This window comes from Vibrio hepatarius, assembly GCF_011806575.1.
Taxonomy (GTDB): Bacteria; Pseudomonadota; Gammaproteobacteria; order Enterobacterales; family Vibrionaceae; genus Vibrio; species Vibrio hepatarius_A.
Map to the genome: position 1 here is coordinate 62740 of NZ_JAATOO010000004.1, position 20048 is coordinate 82787.

The 20048-nt window shown below is 46.1% G+C and carries 20 protein-coding genes; 3 read left to right on the forward strand and 17 right to left on the reverse strand.

The window, feature by feature from the left end; genetic code table 11:
* Positions 1–160: 160 nt before the first annotated feature.
* The 4 genes from serS to HCZ42_RS04080 form a co-directional block, all read right to left on the reverse strand.
* Positions 161–1468, reverse strand: coding sequence for a serine--tRNA ligase (serS, locus tag HCZ42_RS04065; protein ID WP_167419477.1), 1308 nt, complete (start codon positions 1466–1468; stop codon positions 161–163).
* A 235-nt stretch (positions 1469–1703) separates the two neighbouring features.
* Positions 1704–3050 carry a replication-associated recombination protein A gene (locus tag HCZ42_RS04070; RefSeq protein ID WP_167419478.1) on the reverse strand — a complete coding sequence of 449 codons (1347 nt, stop codon included), beginning with the start codon at positions 3048–3050 and terminating at the stop codon, positions 1704–1706.
* Positions 3051–3052: 2 nt separating this feature from the next.
* Positions 3053–3649, reverse strand: a complete 597-nt coding sequence (lolA, locus tag HCZ42_RS04075) for an outer membrane lipoprotein chaperone LolA (protein ID WP_167419479.1) — start codon at positions 3647–3649, stop codon at positions 3053–3055.
* An 82-nt stretch (positions 3650–3731) separates the two neighbouring features.
* The gene (locus HCZ42_RS04080; protein WP_167419480.1) at positions 3732–4346 is read right to left on the reverse strand and encodes an SEC-C metal-binding domain-containing protein; all 615 of its coding nucleotides are present in this window, start codon (positions 4344–4346) and stop codon (positions 3732–3734) included.
* A 193-nt stretch (positions 4347–4539) separates the two neighbouring features.
* Here HCZ42_RS04080 and dusC point away from each other — a divergent pair, with 193 nt between their 5' ends.
* Positions 4540–5493, forward strand: coding sequence for a tRNA dihydrouridine(16) synthase DusC (dusC, locus tag HCZ42_RS04085; protein WP_167419481.1), 954 nt, complete (start codon positions 4540–4542; stop codon positions 5491–5493).
* Here the strand turns inward: dusC and HCZ42_RS04090 are convergent.
* From HCZ42_RS04090 to cysB, 6 genes are all read right to left on the reverse strand, one after another.
* Positions 5490–6953: a sensor domain-containing diguanylate cyclase gene (locus HCZ42_RS04090; RefSeq protein ID WP_167419482.1), complete on the reverse strand. Its 1464-nt coding sequence runs from the start codon at positions 6951–6953 to the stop codon at positions 5490–5492. The genes dusC and HCZ42_RS04090 overlap by 4 nt on opposite strands.
* A 123-nt stretch (positions 6954–7076) precedes the next feature.
* Positions 7077–7871: an ABC transporter ATP-binding protein gene (locus tag HCZ42_RS04095; protein ID WP_167419483.1), complete on the reverse strand. Its 795-nt coding sequence runs from the start codon at positions 7869–7871 to the stop codon at positions 7077–7079.
* Entirely contained in the window at positions 7868–8812 is a 945-nt protein-coding gene (locus tag HCZ42_RS04100; protein ID WP_167419484.1) for an ABC transporter permease, read from the reverse strand. Before HCZ42_RS04100 ends, HCZ42_RS04095 begins: the two co-directional genes overlap by 4 nt.
* A gap of 62 nt (positions 8813–8874) precedes the next feature.
* Positions 8875–9840, reverse strand: a complete 966-nt coding sequence (locus tag HCZ42_RS04105; RefSeq protein WP_167419485.1) for an ABC transporter substrate-binding protein — start codon at positions 9838–9840, stop codon at positions 8875–8877.
* Positions 9841–10005: 165 nt separating this feature from the next.
* Positions 10006–11199: a methyltransferase gene (locus HCZ42_RS04110; protein WP_167419486.1), complete on the reverse strand. Its 1194-nt coding sequence runs from the start codon at positions 11197–11199 to the stop codon at positions 10006–10008.
* An 87-nt stretch (positions 11200–11286) separates the two neighbouring features.
* On the reverse strand, positions 11287–12261 hold the full coding sequence (gene cysB / locus HCZ42_RS04115; RefSeq protein WP_167419487.1) for an HTH-type transcriptional regulator CysB: 975 nt from the start codon (positions 12259–12261) through the stop codon (positions 11287–11289).
* Between the two features lie 298 nt (positions 12262–12559).
* Here cysB and HCZ42_RS04120 point away from each other — a divergent pair, with 298 nt between their 5' ends.
* Both HCZ42_RS04120 and miaE read left to right on the forward strand, forming a co-directional pair.
* Entirely contained in the window at positions 12560–13324 is a 765-nt protein-coding gene (locus HCZ42_RS04120; protein WP_167419488.1) for a DNA repair protein, read from the forward strand.
* A gap of 81 nt (positions 13325–13405) precedes the next feature.
* Positions 13406–14185: a tRNA isopentenyl-2-thiomethyl-A-37 hydroxylase MiaE gene (gene miaE / locus HCZ42_RS04125; protein WP_167419489.1), complete on the forward strand. Its 780-nt coding sequence runs from the start codon at positions 13406–13408 to the stop codon at positions 14183–14185.
* 67 nt (positions 14186–14252) lie between these two features.
* On the opposite strand, the gene pyrF is transcribed toward miaE, so the two are convergent.
* From pyrF to HCZ42_RS04160, 7 genes are all read right to left on the reverse strand, one after another.
* Entirely contained in the window at positions 14253–14948 is a 696-nt protein-coding gene (gene pyrF, locus HCZ42_RS04130) for an orotidine-5'-phosphate decarboxylase (RefSeq protein ID WP_167419490.1), read from the reverse strand.
* An 84-nt stretch (positions 14949–15032) separates the two neighbouring features.
* Positions 15033–16202 carry a lipopolysaccharide assembly protein LapB gene (lapB, locus tag HCZ42_RS04135; RefSeq protein ID WP_167419491.1) on the reverse strand — a complete coding sequence of 390 codons (1170 nt, stop codon included), beginning with the start codon at positions 16200–16202 and terminating at the stop codon, positions 15033–15035.
* Positions 16203–16230: 28 nt separating this feature from the next.
* Positions 16231–16509, reverse strand: coding sequence for a LapA family protein (locus HCZ42_RS04140; RefSeq protein WP_053408204.1), 279 nt, complete (start codon positions 16507–16509; stop codon positions 16231–16233).
* A 140-nt stretch (positions 16510–16649) separates the two neighbouring features.
* Positions 16650–16931, reverse strand: a complete 282-nt coding sequence (gene ihfB / locus HCZ42_RS04145) for an integration host factor subunit beta (protein ID WP_053408205.1) — start codon at positions 16929–16931, stop codon at positions 16650–16652.
* 212 nt (positions 16932–17143) lie between these two features.
* Positions 17144–18814: a 30S ribosomal protein S1 gene (rpsA, locus tag HCZ42_RS04150; protein WP_167419492.1), complete on the reverse strand. Its 1671-nt coding sequence runs from the start codon at positions 18812–18814 to the stop codon at positions 17144–17146.
* A gap of 102 nt (positions 18815–18916) precedes the next feature.
* Positions 18917–19597 carry a (d)CMP kinase gene (cmk, locus tag HCZ42_RS04155; RefSeq protein ID WP_167419493.1) on the reverse strand — a complete coding sequence of 227 codons (681 nt, stop codon included), beginning with the start codon at positions 19595–19597 and terminating at the stop codon, positions 18917–18919.
* A gap of 139 nt (positions 19598–19736) precedes the next feature.
* Positions 19737–20030: a ComEA family DNA-binding protein gene (locus HCZ42_RS04160; RefSeq protein WP_167419494.1), complete on the reverse strand. Its 294-nt coding sequence runs from the start codon at positions 20028–20030 to the stop codon at positions 19737–19739.
* Positions 20031–20048 lie beyond the last annotated feature (18 nt).

Sequence of the window (20048 nt, forward strand, 5' to 3'; positions counted from 1 at the left end):
TTGTAGAATAACTACTTATCGAAAAATTTAGCCTTGTTCTCAAGCATTTTACTACGCTATTTCTAACCATTTACTTACCGTGATTGGTATAAGTAGCGACCAAGAATAGAAACAAAAAAGGCGACTCCATTGAGTCGCCTTTTGATACATAGTCTTGTGCTTAGCCGATGTGCGTTGCGCCGCCCATGTACTTCTGTAGCACTGCTGGGATGGCAATACGACCGTCTGCTTCTTGATTGTTTTCAAGAATAGCAACCATAGTACGACCAACCGCTAGACCAGAACCGTTTAGCGTGTGTACTAGCTCAGGTTTCTTCTCGCCTTTACGACGGAAACGAGCTTGCATACGACGCGCTTGGAAGTCCCACATGTTTGAACAAGATGAGATTTCACGGTAAGTCTTCTGTGCTGGGACCCAAACTTCTAGGTCGTAAGTTTTACGAGCGCCGAAGCCCATATCACCCGTACATAGAACCACTTTACGGTAAGGAAGCTCTAGCAACTGCAGAACTTTCTCCGCGTGACCTGTTAGCTCTTCAAGCGCATCCATTGAGTCTTCTGGTTTCGTGATTTGTACCAATTCAACTTTGTCGAACTGATGCATACGGATAAGACCACGAGTATCACGACCGTAAGAGCCGGCTTCTGAGCGGAAACACGGTGTATGCGCCGTCATCTTAAGCGGTAGATCCGCTTCGTCAGAGATCGTGTCACGCACCATGTTGGTTACTGGTACTTCCGCCGTTGGGATAAGCGATAGTCGACGCGGCTCTTCGTCGTTCACTTTCTCTTCAAGCGGTTCTGTATGGAAAAGGTCTTTACCAAATTTAGGTAGCTGACCAGTACCAAATAGGCTGTCAGAGTTCACTAGGTACGGTACGTACATTTCTGTGTAGCCGTGCTCTTCGGTATGAAGATCGAGCATGAACTGAGCGATTGCACGGTGCAGACGAGCAAATTGACCTTTCATTACGATAAAGCGAGCACCGGTAATTTTAGTCGCGCTTGCGAAATCAAGACCGTCACCCATCTCACCTAGGTCAACGTGATCTTTCAGTTCGAAATCGTAAGTTTTTGGTTCGCCCCAACGAGAGATCTCTACGTTGTCTTCTTCATCTTTACCGTCTGGCACATCATCAGCTGGCAAGTTTGGAACAGATAGAGTGATTTCTTCAAGTTGCGCCATTACCGCGTCAAGTTCAACTTTTTTCGCGTCTAGATCGCTACCAAGTGTACCGATTTTTTTCTTGATCTCTTCTGCGCCTTCTTTATCGCCAGCCGCCATTTTTTGGCCGATTTGCTTGGAGATGGAGTTACGCGTGGATTGTAAATTTTCAACTTCTACTTGAATGGACTTACGTTGCTCTTCAAGTTTACGAATAGTCTCTACGTCTAGCTTAAAGCCACGACGTGCCAGTTTAGCAGCTGTTTCATCCAGCTCTGTTCGAAGTAATTTAGAATCCAGCATTGTTAATCCTATGCTTTTGTAGTTGTGAAATCGCGCCCGAACAGCTTGTTCAAGCGTCAAAAAATATTTCCCCAAATAATTGGAGTTGCAGCGCGGCAACAAACCAATTCAGCCCTATGAACATAGATGCTCTATGTGATTAGGGCGGCCGGCGTTCCGGTGAATTGGTGCAGTTCACAAAACTGCGGCTTCAAGTATGAAGGGATAATTGGATAAATGTATCTAAAATGGGCCCTTATTCATAGCGCTTTTGTGGGCTTTTTGCGTCCAAACTAGCCAAGTAATCTAACTTCTCGCCAATTTTCGTTTCTAAACCGCGATTTGTCGGAAAATAGTAGCGTGTATCGCCCATTTCTGATGGTAAATATTTCTCACCCGCAGCGTAAGCCCCCGGTTCATCGTGTGCATAACGGTACTCGGCGCCATAGCCGAGATCTTTCATTAAGTTGGTCGGAGCATTGCGTAAGTGTGGCGGAACTTCGTATTCAGGTTGGTTGTGCGCATCGCTGAGCGCTTGTTTCCAAGCAGAATACACGGCGTTGCTTTTTGGTGCGCACGCCAAATAGACAATCGCTTGGGCGATCGCTCGCTCGCCTTCAGCAGGTCCAACGCGGGTAAAACAGTCCCAAGCGGAAAGTGCGACTTGCATTGCACGAGGGTCGGCGTTGCCGACGTCTTCCGATGCAATCGCTAATAAGCGCCGGGCAATGTAAAGCGGATCGCAACCCGCTGAGATCATTCTCGCCGCCCAATACAATGCCGCATCAGGATTGGAGCCACGAATCGATTTATGAACTGCGGAGATCAAGTCGTACCAAATATCGCCTTTGTTATCGAAGCGCGACACTTTCTCTCCCGCGACTTCGGCTAAAAGTTGCAAGGTAATCTGCTTATCGCCCTGGGCGTTTTCTTCCGCCATATCGTAGAGCAACTCAAGATAGTTGAGCGACATACGCGCGTCACCGTTGACCAGTTCAGCCAACCTATCTAGCACATTATCGACAAACTCCGCTTTGGTTTTGCCGAGACCACGTTCAGGATCCGCAATCGCTTGGTCGAGCGTGTGCCTGATATCTGCGGTAGCGAGCGAGGTGAGTTTATAAACACGCGCTCTGGATAACAGTGCGTTATTGAGCTCGAAGGAAGGGTTTTCTGTAGTCGCACCAATAAAAGTAACGGTACCATCTTCAATGTGCGGCAGAAACGCATCTTGCTGCGATTTGTTGAAGCGATGTACCTCATCCACAAACAAGATGGTGCGTCGACCTGCCATTTTATTTTCACGCGCTTTTTCAATCGCCGCGCGAATCTCTTTCACACCCGAGGTCACCGCTGAGACTCGTTCAACTTCCGCATTCGCATAATTCGCCGCCACTTCTGCAAGGGTGGTTTTACCGGTGCCCGGAGGTCCCCACAGAATCATGGAATGAATATGCCCCGCTTCCAGCGCCCTTCTTAAAGGCTTTCCAGGACCGAGAATGTGCTGCTGCCCAATATACTGTTCCAAAGTTTGAGGACGCATTTTAGCAGCAAGGGGACGAAAATCTTCGTCCCCTGAAAAGTCTAACGAGTAGTTACTCACGGTTAATTCCTTTGGTCGTCAACCTCAACACCCTGCGGAATGGTGAAGGTAAAGCGGTCGGCTTTGGGTTTGCTTAGGTCTAGGCTGTTAAACACAAACGCGCTTTTTTGCCCGTCTTGTTCAATCACACTAAAGCCTTTTACCGCACCTTTTTTATCAATTTCCAACTTAAATTGACCTTGATTGCTGTCTTCTGCGGTTGGAATTAATGTAAACACGTCACCCTGTTGAGAGACTTTATAGTTGTCCCAGTCACTCGCACGATTACGCGTCAGTAGAACAAACGGTGTTTGCTCTGTCGCTTGCTCTTGCCAGTAGATACTTACCTGTTCGATAAACGGGCTGTAGTACCACAAGGTTTTGCCGTCAGAAACCAATACATTTTCATCAGGCATTGTGGTCGTCCAACGGAATAGGCTTGGACGTGAGATCTCAACGTTCCCTTCCCCTTCCATCACAACGTCGCCATCTGGGCTAGTCACTTTCTGAGTAAACTCGGCACTAAAGCCTTCCGTCTGTTGTAAGCGCTGGTTGAGCTCATCTTTCGGCGCAGCAAATACTGAACAACTCATAAAAAGCAATGCGGCTAGTTTCTTCATTTAATCTTTCCTTTTTAGACGCAGATAAAGCGTTTATAGCTTTGATAACGACTAAGTTTGACCGAGCAAAGTTAACTTTGTTCTATTTCCCACAACATTGTTTGTATTTTTTGCCGCTGCCACATAGGCATGGATCATTGCGACCAATGTCCTTAAACGGGTTCACACTCTGCGATTTTGCCCCAATCATGGCTTCGTCTGCCGCTTGCGCGACTTCGGCGATCATCAGGTCAAGTTGGTCAATCAAATCAGCCAACGCAGGCGGTGTCTCGATACCCGCAGCTTTCATTTGCTCGTGGGTTTGTTCTTCGTCAATGGCAAGCATCATCGTCGTCAGCATCGCTTGCAGCATGCGTAACGTGCCGTCACCAACTTGGACTTCTTGCCACTGTTGTTCAACCGTTGGCCATAGAGTCATAAAGCCTTCTGCAACGTCGGCAAGCTGTTCTAACTGATGTTGTGGCTCAAGAAGCGCCATTAGAGAATATTCGTTTCTTTTCAGCAGTTGATATTGATGTGTGATGTGCTCTTCAATCGGCTTACACACTTCTACGGCTTGTTCAGCAAAGACATCCGCTAACCAGCTCTCTGGTGCGAGAGGTTTCGTCGCCATATTTGCGGCTAACGTGAGACCTTCGAAAAAATACCCAGACTCTTCACTAATAGATTCAGGGAGTGCCAATAATTGATACTTCATGTTTTGCTTCTGATGCTTCTTCTAAAACTCGGCGTATTATAGCCTTATGCACGCACTGAGGTCACTGTGCATCGAGAAAACTCCTCGAATTAGCGTTTTCCTTTTCGAATATCACGACCGAATTAGGTATCGAAAGTGACATTTGCTTCGTGACACTCTAAAATCACGCCTCCTTAAACAGAGGTATGTTTGTATGCGAGTAGTGCTGGGCCCGATGGAGGGCGTGTTAGATCATTTGATGCGAGAGATCCTGACAGATATCAATGACTATGATTTATGTGTCACTGAGTTTGTCCGCGTCGTCGATCAACTTCTCCCTGATCACGTATTTCATCGTCTTTGCCCTGAATTACATCAAGGTTCACAAACCAAATCTGGCGTACCTGTGCATATTCAATTACTCGGTCAAGACCCGAACTGGATGGCAGAAAACGCAATTCGCGCAGCAGACTTAGGCGCGCGTGGCATCGACCTTAACTTTGGTTGTCCGGCAAAACTGGTCAATAAAAGCAAAGGCGGCGCGGCACTTTTACAACATCCAGAACTGATTCATAACGTCGTGAAAGCGTGTCGTCAAGCGGTACCTGACTCCATTCCGGTCACAGCCAAGATTCGCCTTGGTTGGGACAATCCAGAAGATTGCTTTGAAATTGTTGACGCGGTTGAACAAGCGGGCGCCAATGAGTTAACTGTGCATGCTCGAACCAAGACAGGCGGCTACAAAGCCAGTGAAATTAAATGGGATTACATTAACCAGATCCGTCAGCGATTTTCTATTCCATTGATTGCCAACGGCGAAATCTGGAACTATCAGGATGGTCAGGCTTGTATTGAAACAACGGGTGTAGACTCATTGATGGTGTGCCGCGGCGCATTTAACGTTCCTAACTTGGGCAACGTGGTCAAGCACAATCACAGTAAAATGCCTTGGGATGAAGTAGTAAAACTGCTACTGGTTTACTCTCAGTACGAAATGAAAGGTGACAAGGGGCTCTACTATCCGAACCGCGTCAAACAATGGTTCTCTTACTTACGTCAAGAGTATTCAGAAGCGGCGGACTTGTTCCGCGAAATCCGCACCTACAACAAAGCGGAGCCGATTGTTGCGCATATTACTGAGTACCAAAAGCGACTGATCGCCGCTTAGCACTCCAACTTATCTTTGCCAGTCGTTTTGGCAATATAAAGTTTTTCGTCTGCGGCTTTGAATAACTTATCAAAGTCGCGGCTCTCTTCATAACTGGTCACAACCACACCGCCAGAAACCGTAAACCCCGCGTCTAGGATACGTTTAGACTCTTGACCAATAATGGTACGCACTCGCTCTAGCGTCGCGATCAATTGTTCTTGGTCACGGCCACGTAAATAGATCACGAACTCTTCACCACCAAATCGGGCAACCGCATCGCTGTCACGGGTACTACTGGCGATCTGGTCTGCGACATAACAAATCACGTTGTCACCCATGTCATGACCGTAGTTGTCGTTAATTGATTTAAAGTTGTCGATATCCAAAACGGCAAGGGCGACATATTGGTTGCTACTCGCGGTAGCAATGTATTCCTCTAGACCACGACGATTCAGCAATCCCGTCATTGGGTCTTTCGCCGCAAGCTCTTTAAAGTGGCGTCGTTCAACTCTCGTATTGATATAGAAAAGGGTCAGCACCGACAAACCGTATAGGATCAGGATCACTGTTAAGTTGTAGCGCTCTTCATAAAAAAAGAACTTGGTTTCCTTAACCAAATCTAGTTCGTAATACAATGAGTGATTACTATGCACGCCTTCAATTTCAATCGGTTTAATGTGGACTGAGTTTTCGGGAATCTCTTGCGCGGACACATCTATCATTCGGATAGAGCCCGTCACCAGATTGCTGTAATTGTTTAGCAAAATGTCAGCAGAGATATCGAGCGAGAGCACCCCTTGATGTTCGCCTTGTACATAAACTGGCATCATCATGTAAAACACGCGTTTGCTGGTACCAATCAACGGGTTTGGGCCGAGCAAAGTAATCACATCGCCGTTTTGCAACGTTTCGCGCCATGCTGAGCGAGCTTTGATGGTCGCCAGTAGTTCCGCATTTACCCCTTTAGCATACGTCACAGGAGCTGACATCAAATAGCCTTCTTTATCGATGTAGTGCACCCCATACAGATAGTCATCGATATCATGCAAAAATGACAACACTGGTGCGATAGACACTTGTTCTGAAGCTCGTTGATAAAGGTAACTCTGCTCGTCACACAGTTCCTTTTCCCCAACAATCAGATATTTGACATCAATCGGAACGTTTTCAGCGTGATTGTCTTCACGCAGCAACGACTTGTCGATTGGCCACATTTGGCAGACGTTGTCGTTGATGTTTTTGCTGTGCTCAGAGAGCAGGTCGGAGTCTGGATATGAGTAGTTACTAAAACTGTAGTCCAAAACCGTAATGATCTTTGTCGCACGGATAAGCGATGTTTCAATCCATCGGTACGCGTCATCGATTTCTCGATTCACGGTATCGATATGGTTTCTCAAGATCAGCGCAACAATCACCAATGACAATAACGCTGGCGCTGAAACTACGAACCCTAGACTGAAGTGTCTCGTAAACTGCATTAAATCGCTTTACCCTGTGCGGAAGAAAATACAAAAGCCCATATCCTGACAGGAAATGGGCCATTATTCTAAACTATGCCACGAAATTTGAGAATTTTCTGACACGATAATGCCATTAAATTCTTAGTTTAGTAGCAGGCTATCGTCGGCCAATTCTTCACCTCTCACCTTCGAGAACATCTCCAGCAAGTCAGCGACCTGCATATTTGCACGTTGCTCGCCCGCTACATCAAGCACAATCTCGCCTTGGTGAAGCATCACGGTTCGGTCTCCACAAGCTAACGCGTCTTTCATCGAGTGAGTCACCATCATGACTGTTAGGTTAAACTCCTTAACAATTTTTTTGGTTAGATCGATGATAAATGCCGCCATTCTTGGATCAAGTGCCGCGGTGTGTTCATCGAGTAGCAACAGTTTACTGTCTGATAGCGTCGCCATCACAAGACTGACTGCTTGTCGCTGACCACCAGACAACAGACCAATACTGTCACCCAATCGGTCTTCCAAACCCAAACCTAAAATACTGATTCGCTCCTGAAACAGTTTTCTGCGCTGAGAAGAGAGCGACAAGTTCCAGCCACGTCTTTTACCACGCATGTAGGCAAGCGCCATGTTTTCTTCAATGGTCAAATCGCCACACGTTCCCGCTAGCGGATCTTGGAACACGCGCGCGCACTGCTTCGCTCGTTGGTCAACACTTTGGCGAGTAACGTCAAGCTCATCGATGATCACTTTACCACCAATCATCGGTGTCTCACCCGTCACCGCACCTAATAAGGTGGACTTACCCGCGCCATTGGAACCAATTACGGTCAGGAACTCGTGCTCAGGCACTTCCAGCGAGACACCTCTAAGCGCTTTGTTTTCCAAAATGGTACCTGGGTTAAAGGTTACTTGGATATCTTCCAGACGAATCATGCCACATCTCCTGATTTCTTACTTGGTTTTACTCCGCTGGCACCTGATTCAGGCGCGAGAGCCTTTTTTGCTTTTAAGTTTCCTTTAAGCTTCGGAGCAATCAGAGCAAACGCTACCAATACCGCCGTAACCAAATTCAAATCAGAAGCTTGTAGACCGAACATGCCTGAACTTAACGCAAATGCGACAGCCAAACGGTACAACACCGAACCAAGAATAACCGCGAGTACAGCCACCCATATCTTACGGCCTGGAATTAGCGTTTGACCAAGAATAACCGCCGCGAGACCAACAACAATCGTACCTACACCAGATGTCACATCGGCAAAACTGTTGGTTTGCGCAAACAAGGCACCAGAAAAACCAACAAAACCGTTCGACAGTGCTAAACCAAAGTAAGTGTAAAACGCGGTACTTGCACCTTGAGCTTTCACCATGCGAGCGTTAACACCCGTCGCGCGCAAGCCTAGACCGAAGTCACTGTTGAGCAAACGAACCACAAACCAAGCGGAAATCAAGACCAGTAAACCGATGACCAACGGACGCATCAGCATAGGGTCACCCATCGACTCAAACGGAGTCAGGATGGTTTCTTCGCCCAGTAGCGCGACGTTTGGACGCCCCATAATACGAATGTTAATCGAAAACGCAGCAATCATCGTCAAAATAGAAGCTAACAGATGCAAAATGCCACAACGTACAGCAAGAAATGCAGTGACCCACCCCGTCATACCACCGGCAATAATCGCCATACCCGTCGCAACCCAAGGATTGATACCGGAAACAATCGCCGTTGCTGCTACTGCCGCCCCCATTGGGAAACTGCCATCAACACTCAAATCGGGGAAATCAAGAACACGGAAGGTAAGGTAAACACCAAGAGCAACTAAGCCGTAAAGTAGCCCAATCTCCAGCGCACCAAAAAATGCAAAAGCAGACATACAAACTCCCTTTTCTGCTAGAGGAAAGGAGAACACGTCTCTGTGTTCTCCTTCTTAGAGGCTTACTTCACGCTGGTTGCGCGGTCTAAAACCGAGTCAGGAATTGTCACACCAAGCATCTTAGCTGCACTAGTATTCACGACTAGGTCTGACCCTTTCGCAACTTTAACATCTAGCGAACCAGGTGCCGCGCCTTCAAGAATCGCCGCTACGTAGTCTGCGGTTTGAACGCCAACTTGGTAATAGTCAAAACCCAAACTCGCAATCGCGCCTTTTTCAACATAAGACGTTGCACCGCCCAAAACCGGCGTTTTTGTTTGATTTGCCGCAACGATCATACCCTCGATCGCGCTGGCTACCGTGTTATCCGTTGGTGCGTAGATCACGTCTGATTTTTCAGCAATCGCTTGAGTTGCCGACTGTACATCTGCACTTTTCAGCGCCGTTGCTTCAATCACTTTCAGGCCTTGAGCTTCAGCGCTTTGTTTTAGTAGTTCCACCAAAGCAACAGCATTCGCTTCGCCCGGGTTAAATACAACACCAATTGATTTTGCGTTTGGCAGGATTTCTTTGATTAGCTCAACGTGCTGAGCAACAGGCGAGAGATCGGATAGACCCGTCACGTTCTTACCTGGTTGTTCCATACTTGAAACCAGTTTAGCGCCCACAGGGTCTGTAACGGCGGTAAATACCACTGGGATAGTACGAGTTGCAGAAACCAATGCTTGTGCGGTTGGTGTCGCGATACCAACTAGCACATCCGGCTGTTCGCCGACAAACTGGCGTGCAATTTGAACCGCAATAGCAGGGTTACCTTGTGCGGTTTTGTAGTCAAAATCGAGGTTTTTACCTTGCTCATATCCTTTTGATTTAAGGCCATCAATCAACCCTTGGCGGGTTGCATCGAGCGCTGGGTGTTCAACAATCTGTGAAACGGCAACTTTGGCAGTTTTTGCCATGATACTTGTCGAAGCCAGTAGGGTTGCGCCGGCTAGAACTGCGGTCGCAATGACTTTTCCTGCTTTCATCTTAACTCCTTGATTTCAGCAATATGATGTTGTGTGCAAATATCGTTATATAGTTTTTTATATGAATTGCGCACTTTATGTACGCATAAATCATTATTACCAATAACTTGCTAGAAAGGGAAGCAGGATTTAACAAGATATAAACAAAATCAGAGATGGGTAGAGTTAGACTTTCACCGCTTGGATCAATATGTTGCGTGGAGTGATTTGCTTGGAGCAGAACTCGTTGACCTCTACCTTATACCCTTGCTCTTCAAGGTAGATAGCTTTATCAAGCACCAACCACAGTTCTAATGCTCGTCGAAAAATCTGCTGCACCAAACTCACGCGCTCCATTTGCCAGTAGCGAGCTTTGCCAAGCCTCAAATAATGTTCTGCGTCAAGCTTAGGAAGCGTTATCCCTTTCTGCTGCGCTGCCCATTGGCAAAAAGCATCAAAGCCTTCAGCTAGTAATGATTTCTTGATACTCGGAACAGGTTCATAATGCTGGAAACCGCATTCCGAACGCAGCAATAAATCAAAGCCGAGCCGATAGCTCATTTCTTGGTAACGATGTCGCTTAACTCGTTCACCGCCCGTGACTGTTTCTTGTAACGGGATGCGCAGTTCATTTTTGGAGAGTGTCAGAGCGGACGCTTTAGCGACAGTCGAAAGAGGTTGATAACTGTCGTTTTGGATAAGGTGATAGCAGCAAGGTGAAATCGTCATCGCTGGTAGTCCTTTTTGACAACCGTGGCGAATCAACGATACGTGCAGATCGCCACACGCGTGCAACGCGACTGCATGCTGATTGGAGTTCATCACGGAGGCAGCATCGTTTGATAACGCATCACCTTGCACAAAGTGCATTGGTAAACCTTGTTTGTCTGCTTCTTTTTGCCCCGATTGGCACAGGGCTGCTTGAAACTCAAAGCTAGTGACAGACTGCAGGCTCTGGCTGGCTAATATCCTGCCAAGAAAACCTTTCCCTGAGCACCATTCAAGCCATTCACTACCTGCGTGATGCGTAATCGAGGCTTCGCTCATTGAAATGATTTGCTCTAGCTTTCTCCCCGGGATCCCTGCATCAACGCCTCGAGGCAGCTTAATACCATTTAAAGCCAATCGTTGAAGCGAAGTGAGTTCAGAAAGGATAAGCATTTCTGGCAACACGCGAGCAAGCTCATGTTCCAGTTCTTCATTGTGCTGTTTATAAAATTCAATTTGCTGATTAGATAGCGAGCTCAGCCACTCGCATAGCTGGGGAAACTGCTCAACCCAAGGTAAATCTAGGCTTAGACTTTGAAAGAATGGTTCAAAACGCCAAAATGATTGATAGCGACTTAAAACAGAATCGAGTTTTTGAAATTGTTGCTGCATGCTTCCCCCTACTGATGGGCTATTCTAGCCAACGCGCGTTAATAAGAAAACGCGCTAACGACTTAAGCATGCAGAAGATACATCTATCTAGCGAAAAGGTAGCTCAATATCTTTGAACATTTCTTCGATTTCCGCATTCGACTTTAGCGATACTGCTTGTTCAACAACAGGTCTGGTTAAATGGGGCGCAAAACGCTCCATAAAGTCGTACATGTAAGAGCGCAAGAACGTGCCACGTCGGAAACCGATACTGGTGGTAGTGCGACCGAAGATATGACTGGCGTCCAGCACAACCAAATCAGAATCGAGCTCTTTATCAATCGCCATGCTGGCAATCACACCCACACCTAATCCCATGCGTACGTATGTTTTAATCACATCGGCATCGGTTGCGGTAAAGACAACGCGTGGTGTTAAACCGTGTTGATGGAATGCGTTATCGAGTTCAGTACCCGCTGAGAAACCAAAAATGTAGGTCACTAGCGGATAAGACGCTAAGTCCTGAACGCTCAGTTTCTGTTTAGTCGCTAAAGGATGATTTTTAGGCACGACAATCGAGCGACTCCAGTGATAACAAGGCAGCATAATCGCGTCTTGGTATAGGTGTAGCGCTTCGGTAGCAATCGCAAAGTTCGCAGTGCCTTTGGCGACAGATTCAGACATCTGTGTAGGCGTCCCTTGATGCATGTGTAACGTGACTTTTGGATAGCGGGCAGTGAAGCCTTTAATAACTTCTGGGAGCGCGTAACGTGCTTGGGTGTGAGTGGTAGAGATATTCAACGTTCCCATGTCTGGATGAGTATGCTCACCGGCAACCGATTTAATGCTCTCGACTCGCGCTAATATCTCTTGCGATATGCGGATGATCTCTTCGCCAGCGGGAGTAACTTGTGTGAGGTGTTTGCCGCTGCGCTCGAATATTTGAATACCCAACTCATCTTCAAGTAAACGTACCTGCTTACTGATCCCAGGCTGCGAGGTGTACAGGCTTTCAGCGGTGGCTGACACATTTAAGTTGTGGTTAACGACCTCAACAATATACTTCAATTGCTGTAACTTCATTCCTAACTCGCACTCCCTTAGCGACTCACCACGATTATGACATCATATTTTATAATATTTAGTTATAACGCCTCCAGCAGAAAATTGATAGTCCTGTCTAGAATCACGTGATAAAGCCGGAAAGATCCGAAAACAATGTTGGGAATTTGCAATCAATTCCTCATTCTCTATAAACTAGGTAGGTTTTTGATTTCGAAATTGCTAGCTCATGAGTAATAATACAAAAATCAGTGTAGAGCGTTGGCAGTATCGTGTATCCTAATTTGCTAGCCACCGGAAACGAAAAGATACGGAATTTATGTATATTGGTTTAATCATAGCTTTAGTCGTCATATTACTAGCTCTAGTTCTTGGCTATAACGTCATGTTGCAGTACAAGGTCAAAGTTGAAACTGCGAAAAAGCAAGAAAGCTCGCGCTATATCCAAATCATCGACGCGACCGAAGAGTTGATCGGTCATGCTAATCATATTCCGTACAGCAAAGAACTGATTCTATGTCTAAACACACGTATTCTTGATGCGCTGCAAAGCATGTTGGACTTGGATCCGAAGAACAAACAACTTGCACAACGCGTCGAGAATGTAAAGCAACAGATTGCACAAGTTAAGGAAAACTACCCGGTTAACGAGGGTATGAGCTTTAAAGTTCCGAGTAACGACAAGCAAGCAATCATGATGCTGAAGCTCGTCAAGCGCCTGCGCGACACTATCCGCAGTGAACACAATAAGGGTCGTTTCGAGACTCAAGCGTATGTGGCAGAAAATTCACGCTTAGAGACGATCCAAATCCGTATCAATATCGAAAATGTTATCAAAAGAGCAAAAGAAGCAACCGTTCGCGGTCAGCCAGGAACTGCACTGCAGCTCCTGCGTAAAGGTTTGGATGCACTTAGCACAAAGAACGATAACTACTCTGTTCAAGCGCGTGAAAAGCTTCAGAGCATGCACGACGAACTAGAACTTTCTCGCCAGAACAAGCAAGCTCAAGAACTGCATATTCGTGAAGATAAAGAACGCCAGGACGACATGAACGTTATCTTTGGTGAAAAGAAAAAATGGTAATATAATTGCCTCAATTTCATCTTTAAAGGTCGCTGATGCGGCCTTTTCTATTTCTACACCTCGATTTGTATTAGTGGCGCAATGATTGACCTAAAAACGTACGACTCACTGCTAGAACCGATAAACAACTTTCTTCAATGCTCGACACCTGACGCTTGGATAGATGAAGCTAAGAAGCCTGAAAATTTAAAAACGGTCCTCATTGACCATTTGCTTTGTGAGCTGAAAGCCGGTCAATCGGCAATGTATTTGATCCGTAAGTATGCCGTCGACAAAAGCAGTGCCCACAACTTGCTCGACTGGTTTAAGCCATACGAAGATTTCGCATATAGAAAAACTGGCAGCCTTGAAACACTGAAGGGGAAAAGCAATATTTCCAAAGCTATCATGGCGAAATCAAACTCACCTTATAGCCAAGATTTGATTGATAAAATGGTGCTATTAATTAAAGAAGAACTGCACCATTTCTACCAAGTATTAGAGATCATGGACAGCCGTGATATCGCTTATGAGCCAGTACAAGCCAGTCGCTACGCCAAGGGGATGTTGTCAGAAATGGCGACGCACGAACCACAAACACTGATAGACAAGTTGATTATCGGTGCATATATAGAAGCACGCTCGTGTGAGCGATTTGCCAAACTGGCGCCGCATATGGACGATGATATCGCGAAGTTTTACGTATCGCTGCTACGCTCAGAAGCTCGTCACTATCAAGATTACCTAACTCTGGCGGAAGAAATTGCCGGAAAAGATATCTCAGAGCGCGTTCAGTTCTTTGGTGAACTAGAGGCCTCGCTTATCTCTTCAACTGATGAAGATTTCAAGTTCCACAGCGGCGTCCCTCAAACCGCAATCTAATGCTTTAAAAATGCAAAAGGCCCGCACATTTAGCGGGCCTTTCAGTTTAAATCTGCAGCGTAAATAATTAACTCAGTGTCGCATTAATTTCTGCCAATACCGCGGCGGGGTCAGCTGCTTGAGTGATTGGTCGACCGATAACCAGATAATCTGAACCCGCTTGAATCGCGTCAACCGGCGTCATAATACGTTTTTGGTCACCAACGGCCGCACCTGCCGGACGAATGCCCGGTGTCACGAGTTTAAACTCTTGACCTAACTGGCTTTTAAGCATCGACGCTTCTTGCGCGGAGCACACCACGCCATCAAGGCCTGAGTTCTTAGTTAACGTAGCAAGACGAATCACTTGCTCTTGAGGCGCAACATCTAAGCCGATGCCTGCCAAGTCGCTCTGTTCCATACTGGTTAACACCGTGACACCGATAAGCAGCGGGCGGTCTTTGCCATAAGGCTCTAGGATTTCACGAGATGCCGTCATCATGCGTTCACCACCACTCGCATGTACATTCACCATCCAAACGCCCATCTCAGCCGCTGCACGAACCGCTTTTGAGCAAGTGTTTGGAATATCATGGAATTTAAGATCAAGAAATACCGAGAAACCACGTTTGTGTAACTCTTTAACGAAATCAGGACCAAATAGTGTAAACATCTCCTTGCCAACTTTCAGGCGGCATGACGCAGGATCAATTCTATCTACAAACGCAAGCGCATCTGCTTGGTTGTCATAATCCAATGCGACAATAACTTTTTGGTCGATCATTTCATCTCCTAACTATTTTGGTTTCTGTAAAACAAAAGGCTAAAAAAATGCAGCGGACAGAAACTCTGTCAGCTGCATAAAAAACTATTCACCATCCAATCCGCGGATTGGTTTGATCGTCCCCCACCCTTTACACGAAGGACAGTGCCAATACATTGAGTGGGTGGAGAAACCACACTTCCTACAACGGTAGTGCGGTTTGACTTTTAACTGTTCGCCAACCAGTTTCTGTAAGGTTGCCAAACTCGCTTTCGCTCGGCCCTCTTCCGCTTCTGCGAGATGGTAATCCATCAAGCGATAGAAACCTTTCATGGTTGGATTCTTAACAAGCTGGCGGGTTAACAACTCTTGTGCAGCACCTGTACCTTCTAGCTGCGCAACCAATTGAGCAAGCATCAATTCTGCAGATACCCCAGCTTTAGCAACAATGCACTGGCGTAGGAAGTCGAGCAGCTCGTCTTCACGCCCTAAATGGTAGTAGCAGTCGGCGAGAGTCGGCAGGACTTCACTCACCATTTCGCTGTCTTGCTCAAGCACCATCTCCATGTACTTGATCGCGTTTTGGTAATCTTCGTTTTCTAGGTAACTCTTACCCAACGCAATACTTGCCCGAACACACTTAGGATCTTCAGACAACGCTTTCTTGAAGTGTTGCAGCGCTTTAGCTTCATTGCCTTCGGCTTTTTCTTGCATCGCCAGTTCGCACCAGAAATGGGCGATACTATTGCGCATGCGTGTACGTCCTAGCTTAACTAAGATGGTGGCGTAGTGGATCGCCTTCGCCCATTCACGCGTTTGCTGGTAGATAAGAACTAACTGGGTCAGTGCGGCTTCTTTGTGATCTGGTTCGTCGACCAACTGCTCGAAAATCTTTTCCGCTCTGTCAAGAAAGCCTGATGCCATATAGTCTTTGGCTAACTGCTGCAGTGCGATATTTTTTTGGTCGATAGTGAGACCAGAACGAGAAATTAAGTTCTGGTGAATGCGAATCGCGCGGTCTACTTCTCCTCGCGAGCGGAACAAGTTACCCAAAGCTAAGTGGGTATCGATCGTTTCGTTGTCGACTTGGAGCAGCTCGATAAAGTGATCAACCGCCTTATCAGACTGATCTGATAGCAGCAGGTTAAGTCCCGTCACGTATTGGCGAGAGATTTGATTCGATTGTTTCTGCTTGTCTTGCTGGGCGCTGCGATTGCCCATGTACCAACCGTATGCGGCTGCGATTGGTAGTAACAAGAACAGTATTTCTAGCATCGAGTGAACAGCCTACCTATAACCTATTTTAAGCTTTAGATTGCTCGGACTCGCTAATCGCGGGAGAAAGCTTTTTCACTTGTTTCTTAAGTTTGCGCACTTGGAGCTGTGATTTTAGATGCAAGCTGCCAAAGATAGTCCATGCCAGTACGAAACCGATGACAAATACACTGCCTAGAAGAGTAGAAAGATGAAATTCACCTTGAGCAACCAAGTAATTAAAATTCACGATTTCTTGGTTTTGAGAACCTAAGGCCAGTGCAATTAAAAATAAAGCCAATACGATAACGATTTTTATAATTTTCATAATCCATCACCTGAGAAAAATTAGCTGTTACGATTATGCAGTAAAAGCACTGAACAAACCATGGTTATCTCGGTAAATCAATAAATAAAAAAACGGCATACCTACAGTATGCCGCTATTTCATATGTACTTTTTCGACATTTAGTCGATGTTTACGCGCTCACGTAACTCTTTACCTGGCTTAAAGTGAGGTACGTATTTACCTTCCAACTCTACCTTATCACCTGTTTTGGGGTTACGCCCTACTCGAGGTTCGCGATAATGGAGAGAGAAACTACCGAAACCACGAATTTCGATTCTGTCTCCACTTTCTAATGTTGAAGCCATATGCTCTAAAATGTCTTTTACAGCATCTTCAATCTCTTTTGCTGAAAGGTGCGTTTGTTCAGCGCAGAGTCGTTCGATTAGCTCAGACTTAGTCATAGTTTCCCTCATAGAGTAATTTATCACTTATTATAGTAAGTAATACCAATTCCAACAAACACTTGCCTTCAATTTTAGACAGAGTTTAACCAATTTGCCCAACAAGAAATACAACTTATATGAATACTTTGCACTGATTGGTATTACCACTGGTGTTTCAACTGAACATAAAAAAGGAGCCTTACGGCTCCTTTTTCTTAAAAGCGATTAAATTATTCGCCTTTAGCTGCTTTGAAAGCGTCAGCCATTGCGTTACCGAATGAAGCATCATCTGCTTTGTTCAGTGAAGCCATTGCTTCTTGCTCTTCAGCTTCATCTTTAGCTTTGATAGATAGGTTGATTACGCGGTTCTTACGGTCTACACCAGTGAACTTCGCTTCAACGCTGTCACCAACGCTTAGGATTAGAGAAGCATCTTCTACGCGGTCGCGAGCAACTTCAGAAGCGCGGATGTAACCTTCTACGCCGTCTTCTAGCTCAACAGTTGCGCCTTTAGCGTCTACTGCAGTAACAGTACCGTTAACTAGAGTGCCTTTCTTGTTGTCAGCTACGTAAGCATTGAATGGGTCGTTTTCCATTTGCTTAACGCCTAGAGAGATACGCTCACGCTCAGCGTCTACTGCAAGAACTACTGCAGAGATTTCGTCGCCTTTCTTGTATTCACGTACTGCTTCTTCACCTGGAACGTTCCAAGAGATGTCAGATAGGTGAACTAGACCGTCGATGCCGCCGTCTAGACCGATGAAGATACCAAAGTCAGTGATAGACTTGATCTTACCAGTAACTTTGTCGCCTTTAGCTTGCGCTTCAGCGAAAGATTGCCATGGGTTAGCTTTACACTGTTTCAGACCTAGAGAGATACGACGACGTTCTTCGTCGATTTCAAGAACCATAACCTCAACTTCGTCGCCAACATTAACAACTTTAGATGGGTGGATGTTCTTGTTAGTCCAATCCATTTCAGAAACGTGTACTAGACCTTCAACGCCTTCTTCGATTTCAACGAAACAGCCGTAGTCAGTTAGGTTAGTAACGCGACCAGATAGTTTGTGACCTTCTGGGTAACGCTTAGCGATTGCTACCCATGGATCTTCGCCTAGCTGCTTAAGACCTAGTGATACGCGAGTACGCTCACGGTCGAACTTAAGAACTTTAACTTGGATCTCGTCACCAACGTTAACGATCTCAGAAGGGTGCTTAACGCGCTTCCAAGCCATGTCAGTGATGTGTAGAAGGCCGTCAACGCCGCCTAGGTCAACGAACGCACCGTAGTCAGTAAGGTTCTTAACGATACCTTTAACTTCAGCACCTTCTTGTAGGCTTTCTAGTAGCTCATCACGCTCAACGCTGTTTTCAGATTCGATAACTGCACGGCGAGAAACAACTACGTTGTTACGCTTCTGGTCAAGTTTGATAACTTTGAACTCTAGCTCTTTGTTTTCTAGGTGAGCAGTGTCACGGATAGGACGTACGTCTACTAGAGAACCAGGAAGGAAAGCACGGATACCGTTTAGTTCAACAGTGAAACCGCCTTTAACTTTACCGTTGATAATACCAACAACAGTTTCAGCTTCTTCGTAAGCTTTCTCAAGAACGATCCAAGCTTCGTGACGCTTAGCTTTCTCACGTGAAAGTTGAGTTTCACCGAAACCATCTTCAACAGCGTCTAGAGCTACGTCTACTTCAGCGCCAACTTCAACTTCAAGTTCGCCAGCAGCGTTCTTGAACTGTTCAGCAGGGATAGCAGATTCAGACTTAAGACCAGCGTCAACAAGAACGAAACCGTTCTCGATAGCTACTACAGTACCTTTAACGATGCTGCCTTGTTGGAATTCTGTTTCGTTTAGAAACTCTTCAAAGAGTTGAGCAAAAGATTCAGTCATTTATTTAATCTTCAATAAATTAAACGTCCACGGGTATCCTACCGCGTGGGGTTATTAAATTCGCCGGTCATCATCCTTGCGACCAACGCTCTATCTAGGCGCCTAAGCGACTAGTTTAGATTCAATATATTGTAGTGCCTGTTCTACCACTTCGTCGATACTCATCGTAGTAGAATCGAGCAACAGCGCATCCTCAGCAGGGCGTAATGGCGCTACTGGGCGGTTACGATCTCGATCGTCACGCTCTTGGATCTCGCGCAAAAGGTCGTCAAATTTAACATCTAAACCCTTGCCTTGCAACTGTTTCAGGCGGCGATTCGCTCGCTCTTCAGCGCTGGCATCAAGGAAGATTTTTGCTTCAGCTTGTGGAAAAACAACCGTACCCATATCACGACCATCTGCAACAAGGCCAATACCTTCTGCAAACGCACGCTGACGACGTAACAAAGCTTCACGAACTCTCGGCAACGCTGCCACTTTAGAAGCAGCCATACCCGTTTCTTCTTTACGGAGCTCACCTGATACGTCTTCACCTTCCAAGATCACCTTTACTAGGTCACCTTCAGCAATAAACTGTACGTCTAAATGGGTTGCTAGAGGGACGAGAGCGTCTTCTGATTCCAAGTCTACACCGTGATGAATCGCTGCAAGAGCAAGGACACGATAAATAGCACCTGAATCTAGTAAATGAAAACCTAGCTTTTTCGAAAGAAGCATACAAAGAGTGCCTTTACCCGCACCACTTGGGCCATCAACGGTCACGACTGGTGTATGAGACGACATGTTTTACTCCACCTTAGTTACTGCTCAGCAAACTTGCTGTTCTTGTTCGGCGAGAAATTATAGTGGTATTCGCCAGAGGGTGCTAGGAAGGATTTGCCTCAAATAGAAAAAAGAGCGCTATGCGCCCTTTTTGATAATTCTACAACTTAATTCGTTCGCGATTACGTTCTAACAACGCCTCCCCTATCCCTTTGACGTTGACTAAAGCATCAACATTTTCGAACTTACCGTGCTGGTTGCGGTACTCTACGATTGCTTCTGCTTTTTTCATCCCGATGCCGACCAATAAGTCAGCCAATTCTTGTGCAGACGCTTGGTTTACATTCACGGTTATCTCAATACCTTGGTATTTGGGGTCTTGCTCGCTACTTTCCGCCAAACTAAACGGGCTTGCCGCCATCAACACCATTACTAGAAGCCATTTCTTAATCATCGTTGTTCACCTTTAGGT